At 50.8% G+C, this 13,901-nt stretch carries 14 protein-coding genes; 8 read left to right on the top strand and 6 right to left on the bottom strand.

From position 1 onward, the window contains the following. Window positions 1–18 precede the first annotated feature (18 nt). The 4 genes from OGX94_RS06205 (at window position 19) to OGX94_RS06195 (ending at window position 3,131) form a co-directional block, all read left to right on the top strand. A complete protein-coding gene (locus tag OGX94_RS06205) occupies window positions 19–1,506 on the top strand; it encodes a carboxypeptidase M32 (protein WP_003832875.1) in 1,488 nt (495 codons plus the stop codon). Between the two features lie 137 nt (window positions 1,507–1,643). Further along, entirely contained in the window at window positions 1,644–2,039 is a 396-nt protein-coding gene (gene asr / locus OGX94_RS06200; protein WP_048214236.1) for an acid resistance repetitive basic protein Asr, read from the top strand. An 86-nt stretch (window positions 2,040–2,125) separates the two neighbouring features. Next, window positions 2,126–2,209, top strand: a complete 84-nt coding sequence (gene ydgU / locus OGX94_RS24945) for a small membrane protein YdgU (protein WP_049259791.1) — start codon at window positions 2,126–2,128, stop codon at window positions 2,207–2,209. Window positions 2,210–2,309: 100 nt separating this feature from the next. Continuing rightward, window positions 2,310–3,131 (top strand): trypsin-like serine peptidase, encoded by an 822-nt coding sequence (locus tag OGX94_RS06195; RefSeq protein WP_126318161.1) that lies wholly within the window; start codon window positions 2,310–2,312, stop codon window positions 3,129–3,131. Window positions 3,132–3,165: 34 nt separating this feature from the next. Here the strand turns inward: OGX94_RS06195 and mdtI are convergent, their stop codons facing one another. The 3 genes from mdtI to OGX94_RS24940 all read right to left on the bottom strand — a co-directional run bounded on the left by mdtI (window position 3,166) and on the right by OGX94_RS24940 (window position 4,125). Then, window positions 3,166–3,495, bottom strand: a complete 330-nt coding sequence (gene mdtI / locus OGX94_RS06190) for a multidrug/spermidine efflux SMR transporter subunit MdtI (RefSeq protein ID WP_003832870.1) — start codon at window positions 3,493–3,495, stop codon at window positions 3,166–3,168. Further along, window positions 3,482–3,847, bottom strand: coding sequence for a multidrug/spermidine efflux SMR transporter subunit MdtJ (mdtJ, locus tag OGX94_RS06185; RefSeq protein WP_162623449.1), 366 nt, complete (start codon window positions 3,845–3,847; stop codon window positions 3,482–3,484). The genes mdtI and mdtJ overlap by 14 nt, the downstream gene beginning before the upstream one ends. Window positions 3,848–3,954: 107 nt before the next feature. After that, entirely contained in the window at window positions 3,955–4,125 is a 171-nt protein-coding gene (locus OGX94_RS24940) for a protein YdgV (protein ID WP_087050578.1), read from the bottom strand. A 138-nt stretch (window positions 4,126–4,263) separates the two neighbouring features. Between OGX94_RS24940 and OGX94_RS06180 the strand changes: the two genes are divergently transcribed. Beyond that, window positions 4,264–5,298, top strand: a complete 1,035-nt coding sequence (locus OGX94_RS06180) for an AI-2E family transporter (RefSeq protein ID WP_003832866.1) — start codon at window positions 4,264–4,266, stop codon at window positions 5,296–5,298. 31 nt (window positions 5,299–5,329) lie between these two features. Here the strand turns inward: OGX94_RS06180 and OGX94_RS06175 are convergent, their stop codons facing one another. Further along, window positions 5,330–6,526: a multidrug effflux MFS transporter gene (locus OGX94_RS06175; RefSeq protein WP_257661715.1), complete on the bottom strand. Its 1,197-nt coding sequence runs from the start codon at window positions 6,524–6,526 to the stop codon at window positions 5,330–5,332. Between the two features lie 262 nt (window positions 6,527–6,788). Here OGX94_RS06175 and OGX94_RS06170 point away from each other — a divergent pair, with 262 nt between their 5' ends. Further along, the gene (locus OGX94_RS06170) at window positions 6,789–7,640 is read left to right on the top strand and encodes an aldo/keto reductase (RefSeq protein ID WP_063941566.1); all 852 of its coding nucleotides are present in this window, start codon (window positions 6,789–6,791) and stop codon (window positions 7,638–7,640) included. A 41-nt stretch (window positions 7,641–7,681) separates the two neighbouring features. On the opposite strand, the gene pntB is transcribed toward OGX94_RS06170, so the two are convergent. Together pntB and pntA are read right to left on the bottom strand one after the other, a co-directional pair. Further along, the gene (gene pntB / locus OGX94_RS06165) at window positions 7,682–9,070 is read right to left on the bottom strand and encodes a Re/Si-specific NAD(P)(+) transhydrogenase subunit beta (protein ID WP_003832859.1); all 1,389 of its coding nucleotides are present in this window, start codon (window positions 9,068–9,070) and stop codon (window positions 7,682–7,684) included. A gap of 10 nt (window positions 9,071–9,080) precedes the next feature. Beyond that, the gene (gene pntA, locus OGX94_RS06160; RefSeq protein WP_257661714.1) at window positions 9,081–10,610 is read right to left on the bottom strand and encodes a Re/Si-specific NAD(P)(+) transhydrogenase subunit alpha; all 1,530 of its coding nucleotides are present in this window, start codon (window positions 10,608–10,610) and stop codon (window positions 9,081–9,083) included. Window positions 10,611–11,135: 525 nt separating this feature from the next. On the opposite strand from pntA, the gene ydgH reads away from it, so the two are divergent. Together ydgH and OGX94_RS06150 are read left to right on the top strand one after the other, a co-directional pair. Beyond that, window positions 11,136–12,080: a DUF1471 family protein YdgH gene (gene ydgH, locus OGX94_RS06155; protein ID WP_003832856.1), complete on the top strand. Its 945-nt coding sequence runs from the start codon at window positions 11,136–11,138 to the stop codon at window positions 12,078–12,080. 245 nt (window positions 12,081–12,325) lie between these two features. Then, window positions 12,326–13,708, top strand: a complete 1,383-nt coding sequence (locus tag OGX94_RS06150) for an amino acid permease (protein ID WP_257661713.1) — start codon at window positions 12,326–12,328, stop codon at window positions 13,706–13,708. Window positions 13,709–13,901: the final 193 nt, after the last annotated feature.

Below are 13,901 nucleotides of genomic sequence, written 5' to 3'. Positions count from 1 at the left end.
ACAGAACGAGAACAAAAAATGAGTAACAATGATAATTACCATCAGCTCACCCGCACGTTCCAGCGGCTCTCTCGCTTCTCCCATCTCTCGGCAATCGCCAGTTGGGACATGTTTACCATGATGCCGCCAGGAGGCAGTAAAGCCCGAGGCGAAGCGTTGGCCGAGCTGAGCGTGCTTGAACACCAACTGTTAACTGACCCGAAAGTGGCAACGTGGATCGCCGCAGCGCAACGGGAAGATCTCAACGATGTAGAACAGGCGAACCTGCGCGAAATGTCGCGATTGCATCACCAAGCATCCTTGTTGCCCGAATCGTTGGTAGAAGCAAAATCTCTTGCGGGAAGTCGCTGTGAACATGCCTGGCGTAGCCAGCGACCAGCTAATGACTGGGAAGGATTTTCCGATAACCTGAAAGAGGTTGTGAAGTACAGCCGCGAAGAAGCCCGACTGCGCGCAGAAGCTAAAGGTTGTTCGCCGTATGACGCGCTACTGGACATCTTTGAACCAGGAATGACCAGCGCTCAGTTGGATGTCCTTTTCGCAGACGTTAAAAGCTGGCTGCCCGATCTGCTAAACAAGGTGGTGGCAAAGCAGTCTCAGCAGTCGCTCATTGCCCCGGTGGGTCCTTTCCCAACCGCAATCCAGCGGAAGCTGGGCCTTGAAACGATGGCACAACTCGGTTTCGACTTTACCGCTGGTCGGCTGGATATCAGTGCACATCCTTTCTGTGGCGGCGTACCAGAAGATGTTCGCATTACCACCCGCTATGATGAAAACGAATTACTCAGCGCGCTGTTTGGCGTGATCCATGAAACCGGTCACGCGCGCTACGAGCAAAACCTGCCACGCAGCTGGTCTGGGCAACCTATTGCTCTGGCACGCTCAACCGCCATTCATGAGTCCCAGAGTCTGTTCTTTGAGATGCAGCTGGGACGCAGTAAAGCCTTTCTGATGCGGTTGATTCCGACTGTAACGCGCCACTTTGGCGATCAGGCAGCGTTTGAAGAAAGCAATTTCATCGCCTGGAACCAGCAGGTCAAGCCCGGGTTTATCCGTGTTGATGCCGACGAGGTAAGCTATCCCGCTCACGTGATCCTGCGTTATGAAATCGAACGTGCGCTTATTAATGGCGATATTGAAGTGGATGATATCCCGGCATTGTGGAACGAAAAAATGCAGTCCTGGTTGGGGCTGTCAACGATCGGAAACTATCGTAACGGCTGTATGCAGGATATTCACTGGACCGATGGCGGCTTTGGCTACTTCCCTTCCTACACCCTGGGCGCCATGTATGCGGCGCAGTTGTTCAGTGCCGCTAACCGCGCATTGCCTGATTTGAATCAGTCTATTGCACAAGGTGAGTTTGGTCCCCTGTTTGACTGGCTACGTCAGAATATCTGGCAGCATGGCAGCCGTTTTACCACTGAACAGCTTATTACCCAGGCCACCGGCGAACCGCTCAGCAGCCGTTATTTCCGCGCTCATCTGGAAACCCGCTATTTGTAATCTCATACCGTGAGTCATTGTACATATCGTTACACGCCGAAACCAATGACTCACGGAAGCCCTCTGATTACAGCGATATAGTTATTTCAACGGCCCCGCAGTGGGGTTGAATGAAAAACCAAATCGAGGGTATGAGAATGAAAAAAGTATTAGCTCTGGTTGTTGCCGCTGCTATGGGTCTGTCTTCTGCCGCGTTTGCTGCTGAGACAACTGCTACTACCGCTCCGACTGCTGCTGCAACCACCAAAGCAGCGCCGGCAAAAACCACGCATCATAAAAAACAGCACAAAGCAGCGCCGCAGAAAGCGCAGGCTGCCAAGAAACACGCTAAAAAATCCACCACTAAACCGGCTGTAGAACAAAAAGCGCCAGAGCAAAAAGCTCAGGCTGCTAAAAAACACACCAAAAAAGCGGCAACCAAGCCAGCAGCAGAACAAAAAGCACCAGAGCAGAAAGCTCAGGCCGCTAAAAAACACACCAAAAAAGCCGTAAAACACGACACCGCTAAACCAGCAGCTCAACCTGCAGCATAACGCATTTGTAGTCACTATGGCGTCCCCCACGCCATAGCATACGGCGCTAGATCGACCTGATGTAGCGCCGCCTTTCGGAGGGTAAAATGGTGTCACATTACCGCTTTGAGTTCATTCTTATTACTCTGATAATTTGCGCCCTCATCGCCATGCATTTTTATCTTTCCTGAGTGTAGTTATCTGATTTTACTCCCACTTTCTCGCCGTCCCGTCTATAGTATTAACTGAGGGTTTGCTGTTTATAATCATAATTCCCCACCAGAGTGTGATATGCATAAAACCATTGCTGTATTACTGGGCTCAATTTGTTTTTTTCCCGTTGTTGCGCATGCGGATCAGCCAGCAACGACCACCGCTGAAGCAGAAAACATAAAAACGCTGTTTTTTGGTCATGACGATCGCACAAAAGTGACTGATCCAACGCAATCACCATGGGACGCTATTGGGCAACTGGAAACCGCCAGCGGTAATCTGTGTACCGCCACGCTCATTTCACCGCATCTGGCCCTGACTGCAGGACACTGCTTGCTCGCTCCACCGAAAGGCAAACCGGATAAAGCCGTCGCGTTACGCTTTGTGTCGAAAAAGGGTGTCTGGCGCTATGAAATCCATGGAATCGAAGGACGGGTTGATCCCTCACTTGGTAAACGTTTAAAAGCCGATGGAGATGGATGGATTGTGCCGCCATCAGCAGCCCCGTGGGATTTTGGTCTGGTGGTGCTGCGTTACCCGCCTTCCGGAATCACGCCCCTACCATTATTTGAAGGTGATAAAGCGGCGTTAACCGCGGCGTTGAAAACCGCCGATCGCAAAGTCACACAGTCGGGCTATCCGGAAGATCATCTGGACGATTTGTACACCCATCAGGATTGTGTAGTGACCGGCTGGGCGCAGAATACCGTCTTGTCACACCAGTGCGACACGCTCCCGGGCGACAGCGGTTCACCGTTGATGCTGAAGACAGATTCAGGCTGGCAGTTGATTGGCGTACAAAGCTCCGCTCCAGCGGCGAAAGATCGCTGGCGAGCCGATAATCGCGCCATATCCGTGACCGGCTTTCGCGATAAGCTGGAAGCGTTGGCGAAGGAGTAACACATGCTGCCCGCATTAACGGGCAGCACGGATATCAGGCAAGTTTAATCATCACCATTCCGGCCAGCAACAGCGCCACGCCAATCCAGCCTTTGTTATTCAGGCGCTGACCAAACAACACCCAACCAGCCGCTAACGTCGCAGCAATCCCAAACCCGCCCCACAAGGCGTAGGCAACAGAAAGGTCAATACCTTTTACCGCCTGCGACAGCGCGCTAAAGGCCGCTAACACGGCAGCCAGCGACAGCACGCCATAAATCTTGCGGCGAAATCCATCTGAAAACTTCAAAAAGACGTTAGCGACTATTTCCAGCACGATGGCCATGCCAAGCCAAGCACCATGAACCCACTCAAACTGCTGCATGGGTCACCTCTTTGCTCGTTTTGGCAGGTTTTCGAGTACCAGACTTGATCAGCACAATGCCTAATACCAGCGAGACCAGTCCAGCCACTTTCATCGTGGACAAGGTTTCGTCAAATAACAACACACTAAACAGCGTAATAAATAAAATACCGATACCTTCCCACAAGGCATAGGCCACACCAAGGGCAATTTTTTTAACGGCGAAACTGAGAAAAATATACGATAAGGCGATCATTACCAGCATTAAAATAAAGCCCGAATTACCATGACCGACGCTTGCCCATTTCATTGACAGCGTGCCAGTAATTTCAGCCGCGATGGCCAGACCTAATAATATCCAGTAAAACATGATGCTTCTCCTGCTTGAGAATATAGTCCTTTAGGCCTACTGCATGCAGTAAACCAAAAAATAAAATTAGTTAGCTAAGCGCACAGCGCCAGCTCAGGCAGAAGAAGGGACTAAAGCGCGTTGCGCCAGTGTTGCTCACCCGCAAGCAAGAAAGTGGAGGAGGTACGAAGAAGTGTAGGTAAACGCAAAAACATCCTGAACATATTGTCCATAATATTACAATTATCCGCAGTGTTGCTTCTCATCATCGCGGATGATAATTGTCCTCGGTAGTTAAACACAGATGATTTGTATCATAGCTTCAAGACGAACTCAAAGTCTTTTCACTTCTTTACCTGCCCCGTTTGATTTTTGTTATAACGGCTCGACGCAAATCACATTATTATGCAGATTCAAAAATGAAAAATGCGGGAATACACATGGCGAAACCGATCATCACGCTTAACGGTCTAAAAATAGTCATTATGCTGGGCATGCTGGTTATCATCCTGAGCGGTATTCGCTTTGCCGCAGATATCATCGTCCCCTTTATTCTGGCGTTATTTATAGCCGTTGTGCTCAATCCCGTTGTGCAGCGGATGGTCAAGCTTCGCATACCGCGCGTAATTGCGGTGTCATTGCTTATCGTTATTATTGTAATGTTAATGGTGCTGCTGTTGGCGTATTTAGGTACATCCTTAAATGAACTTGCGCGAACGCTACCGCAATATCGCTCTTCACTGGTTATCCCACTGAAAAATCTTGAACCATGGTTACAACGCGCAGGGATCGGCGTTTCCGTGGACGAACTCGTCAAATATATCGATCCGAACGCGGCAATGACGCTGGTGACCAATTTACTGGCGCAGCTTTCAAATGCTATGTCATCGATATTTTTACTGCTACTGACGGTAGTTTTTATGCTGCTGGAAGTACCGCAACTGCCCAACAAACTCAAACAAATGATGAGTCGCCCCATTGAAGGTATGGCGGCGATTCAACGCGCCATCGACAGCGTCTCCCACTATCTGGTGCTTAAAACGGCAATCAGCATTGTGACCGGGTTGGTCGCCTGGGGCATGCTTGCTGCATTGGATGTGCGCTTTGCCTTTGTCTGGGGATTACTGGCCTTCGCCCTGAACTACATCCCTAATATCGGTTCGGTATTGGCGGCCATTCCCCCTATTGCTCAGGTGCTGGCATTCAGCGGCCTTTACGATGCGCTGGTGGTTCTGGCAGGCTATCTGGTCATCAACCTGGTATTCGGAAATATCCTCGAGCCGCGGATCATGGGCCGCGGGCTGGGGCTGTCTACGCTAGTGGTATTTTTGTCGTTGATCTTCTGGGGCTGGTTGCTCGGTCCTGTGGGGATGCTACTTTCTGTGCCGCTGACCATCATCGTGAAAATCGCGCTTGAACAAACCAATGGCGGTCAAAGCATTGCCGTGCTGCTTAGCGATCTGAACAAAGAATGAGTTTTCGCCCCGCCATCGCGGGGCATTTCCTTTATCGTTTCGCGCGAAAAGCCAAAACGGCGCTTAACAGCGTAAATAACGCTATTATCCACGCCATGGTCCAGGGCGTGCCATCACTGAAGGCGGCCAGCAGCAACGATGAGATAATACCGCTGCCATATTGCAACGCGCCAATCAGCGCCGAAGCTGAACCCGCAATGTTCGGTACCGCATCCAACGCCGCAGCAGTCGACGTTGCAGCAATAATGCCATTCATCGAGAAAAACAGAAAAACAGTGATGATAATGGCAACGACGCCACCTGATTCCAGCTTAACCAGCAGCGCAAGCACAACCGCAGCCAGCGCCGCCAGCAGCGTCGCATATTTCAGCAGCTGTTCCAGAGCGTGCCGTTGCACCAGACGGCGGTTAACCACGCTCATCGCCATAACACCGATAATGTTTAGCGCAAACAACCAGCCGTAATGCTGTGGATCAACATGGTAATAGCTAATATAAACAAACGGTGACCCGGTAATAAACGCGTACGCACCGACGTAATAAAACGTCAGGCTCAGGGTATAGCGCATAAAACGCCCATTCGTTAACAACGAACGGTAATTACGAAATGCGCCAGCCAAAGATGCTTTCACCCGTTTATCTTCCGGCAATGTTTCGGGCAGCCAGTTTAGGGAGATAAACATCAGCGCACCAATCACCACCAGCAGCCAAAAAATAGAGTGCCAGGTGCTCAGGCGAATAATTTGCCCGCCAATCAACGGTCCGGCGATTGGCGCAATCGCCATAACCAACACCAGGGTTGAGAGCATTTGCGCCGCACGAGTACGTGCAAAGAGATCGCGGATCATCGCTCGCGCCAGCATAGGCCCGGTACAGGCTCCAAGCGCCTGAAATACCCGCCAGAAAACAATTTGCGTGATGCTTGTAGACAGCGCACACCCTGCGGAACCAATGATAAATAGCACCATGCCGATAAACAGCGGCTTACGCCGCCCCATATGATCGCTAATCGGCCCCCAAATCAACTGTGCGATAGTAAAACCAATTAAGAAACCAGTAATCGTCAGCTCAACATTGCCATGTAAATCCTCGGCCATCGTCGGCATTGCTGGAAGATAAATATCGGTAGAAAGCGATGTAAAGGCCATCAGGCCACTGAGGATCAGAATAAAAGTAAGACCGGTCTGGCTTGCGGTAGTTACCGGTGAGGCATGTTCACGTGTATGCATAGTGCCCTGTCATGTTCTAAAAAGTCAGGTCGCAGTATATAGACAACGTATTGCCGTGATTAGACGGTTAAAACCGCATGAGTTTATGAACTGAAATCATGAATGGTGAAATCATAGGCGTCATATTTGGTGACTGACTTCCAACAATTACCTTTCAGAAATGAATTCTACTCATAGGTCCATGCAAATTTCACAGACTAATCGTATCAACACAGATTTGCTAATCTGCAGCCAATGCAACGATGATGCTCAGGAGAACCCAATGAATACAACAGTTTTGAATAACGGTGTTGAGATGCCCCTGCTCGGATTTGGCGTTTATCAAATGACCGATGCCAGCGAATGTGAGCAAGCCGTACGGGATGCCATTGATACAGGATATCGCCTGATTGATACCGCTGCCTCCTACCAGAATGAAACTCAGGTCGGCAACGCACTTAAGCAAAGCGGAGTCCCCCGCGAGGCGCTTTTTGTGACTACCAAACTGTGGTTACAGGATACCAACTATGCAGGCGCAAAGGCGCAATTCGCACGTTCTCTGCAACGGCTTCAACTGGATTATATTGACCTTTATTTGATTCATCAGCCCTATGGTGATGTGCACGGTGCCTGGCGTGCGATGGAAGAATTATATGAAGAAGGGAAAATCCGCGCGATTGGCGTGAGTAACTTTCATCCGGATCGTCTGGCGGATTTAATCGCTTTCAATCGCATTATCCCAGCCGTTAACCAAATTGAGGTGAATCCTTTTCATCAGCAGCCGCATGCAGTAGCCTGGATGCAGAGCCGGAATATTCAACCGCAAGCCTGGGCACCGTTCGCTGAAGGACGCAATGACCTGTTTCAGAACCCAGTCTTATCGGCTATTGGTGAAAAATATGGCAAAAGCGTTGGTCAAGTCGTGCTGCGCTGGATTTATCAACGTGGGATTATTTCGCTGGCGAAAACCGTGCGTAAAGCGCGGATGGCCGAGAATATTCAGGTGCTGGACTTTGCCCTAACGGCGGAAGAGATGACGCAAATTGCCGCGATGGACAGCGGAACCAGCGCGTTCTTCTCGCATCGCGATCCGGCTCGTGTGGAATGGATCACCCAGCGTAAACTGGATGTTTAAAAAAACGGCCTCCGCAGAGGCCGTCTTACTTTTACTGGCAATTACAGCGCTTTCAGGATCGCATCCACGCTAGCTTTGGCATCACCAAACAGCATATGGGTGTTATCTTTAAAGAACAGCGGGTTCTGCACACCTGCATAGCCGGTGTTCATCGAACGTTTGAACACGATGACGTTCTGCGCTTTCCACACTTCCAGTACCGGCATGCCGGCGATTGGGCTGCGCGGGTCATCCTGCGCCGCCGGGTTTACCGTGTCGTTGGCACCAATGACCAGCACTGTATCGGTATCGGCGAAATCATCGTTGATCTCATCCATTTCCAGCACGATGTCATAAGGTACTTTGGCTTCCGCCAGCAGCACGTTCATATGACCTGGTAAGCGCCCTGCTACCGGGTGAATACCAAAACGCACTTTGATGCCGCGCGCGCGCAGTTTCTCAGTGATTTCCGCGACCGGATACTGTGCCTGAGCCACTGCCATGCCGTAACCCGGGGTGATGATCACGGAGTGCGAGTTCTTCAGCATTTCTGCTGTGTCTTCCGCAGTAATCTCACGATGTTCACCCACTTCTTCATCAGACCCGGTAGAAGAACCGTCAGAACCAAAGCCACCCGCAATAACGCTGAAGAATGAACGGTTCATCGCCTTACACATAATGTAAGACAGGATCGCACCAGAAGAACCGACCAGCGCACCGGTAACGATCAGCAGATCGTTGCTCAGCATGAAGCCCGCTGCCGCCGCCGCCCATCCTGAATAGGAGTTAAGCATTGACACGACAACCGGCATATCCGCACCGCCGATGGAGGCCACCAGATGCCAGCCAAAGGCCAGTGCAATAATGGTCATCACCAACAGTGCCAGAACCTGCAGGCCCACGCTTTCGGTACGAACAAACACCACCAGCAGCAGGAAAGAAACAACCAGCGCCGCCAGGTTCATTTTGTGACGATTCGGCAGCATCAGCGGTTTAGAGGAGATCTTGCCGCGCAGTTTGCCAAACGCCACCACAGAACCGGTAAAGGTCACCGCACCGATGAAGATACCCAGGAACACTTCCGTCAGGTGAATGTTCACCAGAATTGGCTCCAGGCCCGTATCGTGATACAGGTAGCTGTTGAAACCCACCAGTACCGCAGCCAGACCGACGAAGCTGTGCAGAATTGCCACCAGCTCCGGCATCTCGGTCATTTCGACTTTCTTCGCCAGACGAATACCAATCGCGCCGCCAATGATCATCGCCACCAGGATCCACGCAACGTTGCCGGTATCCGGACCAAAAATCGTGGCAATCAGCGCAATCGCCATCCCGGCGATGCCGTAGTTGTTACCCTGCTGAGAGGTTTCGTGTTTCGAAAGCCCCGCCAGACTAAAAATAAACAGGATCGCGGCAACAATGTATGCAGCTGTAACTAATCCTCCAGACATATGTTACCCCTTAGTTTTTCCGGAACATTTTCAGCATGCGCTGAGTCACGGTGAAGCCACCGAAAATATTAATGCTGGCAATAAGCACCGCGATAAAGCTCAGGAAACTCACCCAGCCACCCTGGCCAATTTGCAATAACGCCCCAACCACGATAATCCCCGAGATGGCGTTAGTCACAGACATCAGCGGAGTATGCAACGCATGTGACACATTCCAGACCACGTAGTAACCCACCACGCAGGAAAGCGCGAACACCGTAAAGTGACCAAGGAACTCTTTCGGCGCGACGTCGGCGAGCCAGCCAAACAAAATCACTACCAGCGCCATCAGCGCATATTTGCGCCACGGAGAGACAGGTTTTTTCTCTTCTTTCGGCGCAGGTGCGGCTTTTGGCGCTGCCTGCGGCTGAGCAGAAACCTGGATCGGCGGCGCAGGCCAGGTGATTTCACCCTCGCGAACCACCGTGACACCACGCACAACCACGTCGTCAAAATCGACAGTGATATTGCCGTCTTTCTCTTTGCACAACAGTTTGAGCAGGTTGACGAGGTTCGTGCCGTACAACTGGGAAGATTGCGTTGGCAAACGGCCAGGCAGATCGGTATAGCCGATAACCTTCACCCCGTTCTCGGTGGTGGTCACCTGATTAGGTACGGTATATTCGCAGTTACCGCCGTTTTGCGCGGCAAGATCGACAATTACGCTGCCCGCTTTCATCGAATCGACCATTTCACGGGTGATCAGTTTCGGGGCCGGTTTGCCCGGGATCAGCGCAGTGGTAACGATAATGTCGACGTCTTTCGCCTGCGCGGCGAAGAGTTCCATTTCGGCTTTGATGAACGCTTCGGACATCACTTTGGCATAGCCATCGCCGCTGCCCGCTTCTTCTTTAAAGTCCAGTTCAAGGAACTCTGCGCCCATACTCTGCACTTGTTCCTTCACTTCCGGACGGGTATCAAAAGCACGCACGATAGCGCCCAGGCTGTTTGCCGCACCGATCGCCGCAAGACCTGCCACACCCGCACCAATCACCATGACCTTGGCAGGTGGAACCTTGCCTGCGGCGGTGATCTGGCCGGTGAAGAAGCGACCGAATTCATGCGCAGCTTCAACAATAGCGCGATACCCGGCGATGTTCGCCATCGAGCTTAAGGCATCCAGCGACTGTGCGCGTGAAATACGCGGCACGGAGTCCATCGCCATAACTGTCACGTTGCGCTCTGCAAGTTTTTGCAGCAGCTCAGGGTTTTGCGCGGGCCAAAGAAAACTCACCAACGTCGTGCCCGGATTGAGTAACGGAATTTCCGCCTCCTCCGGCGCATTGACCTTCAGGATAATCTCTGACTTCCAGACTGCATTTTCATCAACAATTTCTGCGCCTGCTTGAACAAACGCCTTATCGTCAAAACTCGCCAGTTGACCTGCGCCGCTTTCAACCGCGACGCTGAAACCTAACTTAAGCAGCTGCTCAACCGTCTTCGGCGTGGCTGCAACGCGGGTTTCATTGGTTAACCGTTCTCTTGGTATGCCAATTCGCATAATGTTCCCTTCCATCTGTAATTATGATGATGGTTTATCAATGTTCGCACGAGGCATGCGCGCACTCTCGAGAGAGGTCAGTGTTACCTCAATAAAATAAAACAGTAACAAACTCTGTATAACCTACTGAAAATGACGCCTGTGATCTAGCGCCAAAAAACAGTATTTATTATGAAATTCGCGAAATAGAGATGAATCGAACCTCAGACAGATAAAATGCCCTAAAAATAGCCCACAAAGGCTGATAATTCGCTCAAGCGAAGCGGCAAAACATGATTACCTACCTGTCAAAAACAATTGATTAACATTAAATTAACTTATGAAATTCAACTGCTTTATCAGTTTTGGTCACCAAACGCCGAAATTTTCGGCATATCACAAAATGTTATCCCTGTTGTTACCTAACGTGACACGATGAGTGAAAAATGACGCAGACACTGACACAATTTAAATGCAATAATCAGCGACGTTTCTAGTCAATAACAATACCAGTACCTGGTTTGCGCAAGGCGAAGGATTATTTTTATGAAGCTTAAGAACACTCTCCTGGCGTCCGCACTAATTTCTGCGACTGCTTTTTCTGTAAATGCAGCGACAGAATTGACGCCGGAGCAAGCGGCTGCCCTGAAACCCTATGACCGCATTGTGGTCACCGGTCGTTTTAATGCTATCGGTGATGCGGTTGCTGCCGTTTCGCGCCGTGCAGATAAAGACGGTGCAGCCTCCTTTTATGTTGTTGATACCTCAGATTTTGGCAGCGGCGGTAACTGGCGCGTTGTTGCCGACGTCTATAAAGCCGACGCTGAAAAAGCGGAAGCGTCAAAAAACCGTGTCATTAACGGCGTTATGGAATTGCCAAAAGATCAAGCCGTTCTGATAGAACCTTACGACACCGTTACAGTGCAAGGTTTCTACCGTAGCCAGCCTGAAGTAAACGATGCCATCACCAAAGCAGCGAAAGAGAAAGGTGCTTACTCCTTCTATATCGTGCGTCAGGTCGATGCCAACCAGGGCGGCAACCAGCGTATTACTGCATTCATCTATAAAGCTGATGCGAAAAAACGCATTGTACAAAGCCCTGATGCGATCCCAGCAGATTCAGATGCTGGTCGTGCCGCATTAGCAGCAGGTGGCGAAGCCGCGAAGAAAGTTGAGATCCCGGGCGTAGCAACTACCGCTTCTCCGAGTGCTGAAGTCGGCCGCTTCTTCGAAACGCAATCCACCAAAGGCGGACGTTACACTGTCACGCTACCGGATGGAACCAAAGTTGAAGAGCTGAACAAAGCGACCGCCGCCATGATGGTACCGTTCGACAGCATCAAGTTCACCGGTAACTACGGCAACATGACGGAAGTCTCTTATCAGGTAGCAAAACGCGCAGCGAAGAAAGGCGCGAAGTACTATCACATTACCCGCCAGTGGTCAGAACGTGGTAACAACGTGACGATCAGCGCCGATCTGTATAAGTAATACCCAATGCCTTATCAGGTCTACAGTCCTTGTAGACCTGATAATTTCGCGCAGTTCTGTTTCCAGACAAAACAAAAACAGCAGTATTAAGACAACTTTTCACACTATTAGTCACAAATCTCTCTATCCCCATTGCATGCGTTCTCTTCTCTCCGTAAAATCCCGCGCCTTAGTGGCTTTCACCATTTTTATGCGGTTTGCCAAAATAATTATTCTCTCACTCTCGTTTTTGTAACTGGATACAAATGGAAAAGAAATTGGGTCTGAGCGCACTGACCGCGCTGGTTTTAAGCTCAATGCTCGGCGCTGGCGTTTTCAGCCTGCCACAAAATATGGCGGCAGTAGCCAGCCCGGCTGCGTTACTGATTGGTTGGGCGATTACCGGTGCGGGTATTCTTTTGCTCGCCTTTGCTATGCTGATCCTGACGCGTATCCGTCCTGAACTGGACGGCGGCATCTTCACCTATGCACGTGAAGGTTTCGGCGAGTTGATTGGCTTCTGCTCTGCGTGGGGATACTGGCTGTGCGCTGTTATCGCTAACGTTTCGTATCTGGTCATCGTCTTCTCTGCGCTCAGTTTCTTTACCGACACACCGGAATCACGTCTGTTCGGCGACGGTAATACCTGGCAGTCGATTGTCGGCGCATCGGTACTGTTATGGATAGTCCATTTTCTAGTGTTGCGGGGAGTACAAACCGCGGCCAGCATTAACCTGGTTGCTACTCTGGCAAAACTACTACCGCTAGGCCTGTTTATCGTGCTGGCGTTCATGCTGTTCAAGCTCGACACCTTTACTCTCGATTTTACCGGCGTCGCGTTGGGCGTGCCTGTCTGGGAGCAGGTCAAAAATACCATGCTCATCACCCTGTGGGTTTTCATCGGTGTGGAAGGCGCGGTGGTGGTATCTGCCCGCGCCAGAAATAAACGCGATGTAGGTCGCGCCACGCTGTTGGCTGTACTCGCCGCACTGGGCGTTTACCTGTTAGTCACCCTGCTATCTCTCGGCGTTGTCGCGCGGCCAGAACTGGCGGAGATCCGCAATCCATCAATGGCCGGTCTGATGGTTAAAATGATGGGGCCATGGGGCGAAATTATTATTGCTGCGGGTCTGATTGTTTCCGTGTGCGGGGCCTATTTAAGCTGGACGATTATGGCGGCGGAAGTGCCGTTCCTCGCCTCCACGCACAAAGCGTTTCCGCGTATTTTTGCGCGACAGAATGCACAGGGTGCGCCATCGGCATCGCTGTGGCTAACCAACATCTGTGTACAAATCTGCCTTGTGCTAATCTGGCTCACAGGCTCAGACTACAATACGTTACTGACTATCGCCTCAGAGATGATTCTGGTGCCCTATTTGCTGGTCGGCGCATTTCTGTTAAAAATTGCCACCCGTCCAATTCATAAGGCTGTCGGTATCGGCGCGAGTATTTATGGCATATGGTTATTGTATGCGTCAGGTCCGATGCATCTGTTGCTGTCTGTGGTGTTGTATGCGCCAGGGCTGTTGGTTTTCCTTTATGCCCGTAAAACGCACACGCATGAAAACGTATTAAAACGCCAGGAGATGGCGCTGATCGGCCTGCTGCTTGTTGCTGCTGTGCCGGCTACCTGGATGCTGATGGGGTAACGTTATACCCGTCGCTGGCATCGGAAAATATCGGACTATGAATATCCTGATAAAGGATTATCGGGATATCATGGTTAACGCTTATTAATCGAAAATAATAGTTCTCACTCTCCCTTCTTACCCCCACATTATTTGTTGCTGCGTGCGAAACGCTTTGCGCGGTTCCTCAAATGATGAATCATCACATGCCGAT

Source organism: Citrobacter sp. Cpo037 (assembly GCF_030332945.1).
Classification (GTDB): Bacteria; Pseudomonadota; Gammaproteobacteria; order Enterobacterales; family Enterobacteriaceae; genus Citrobacter; species Citrobacter portucalensis.
The sequence above is the reverse complement of the archived record's forward strand: the minus strand, read 5'-3'. Positions and strand labels throughout refer to the sequence as shown.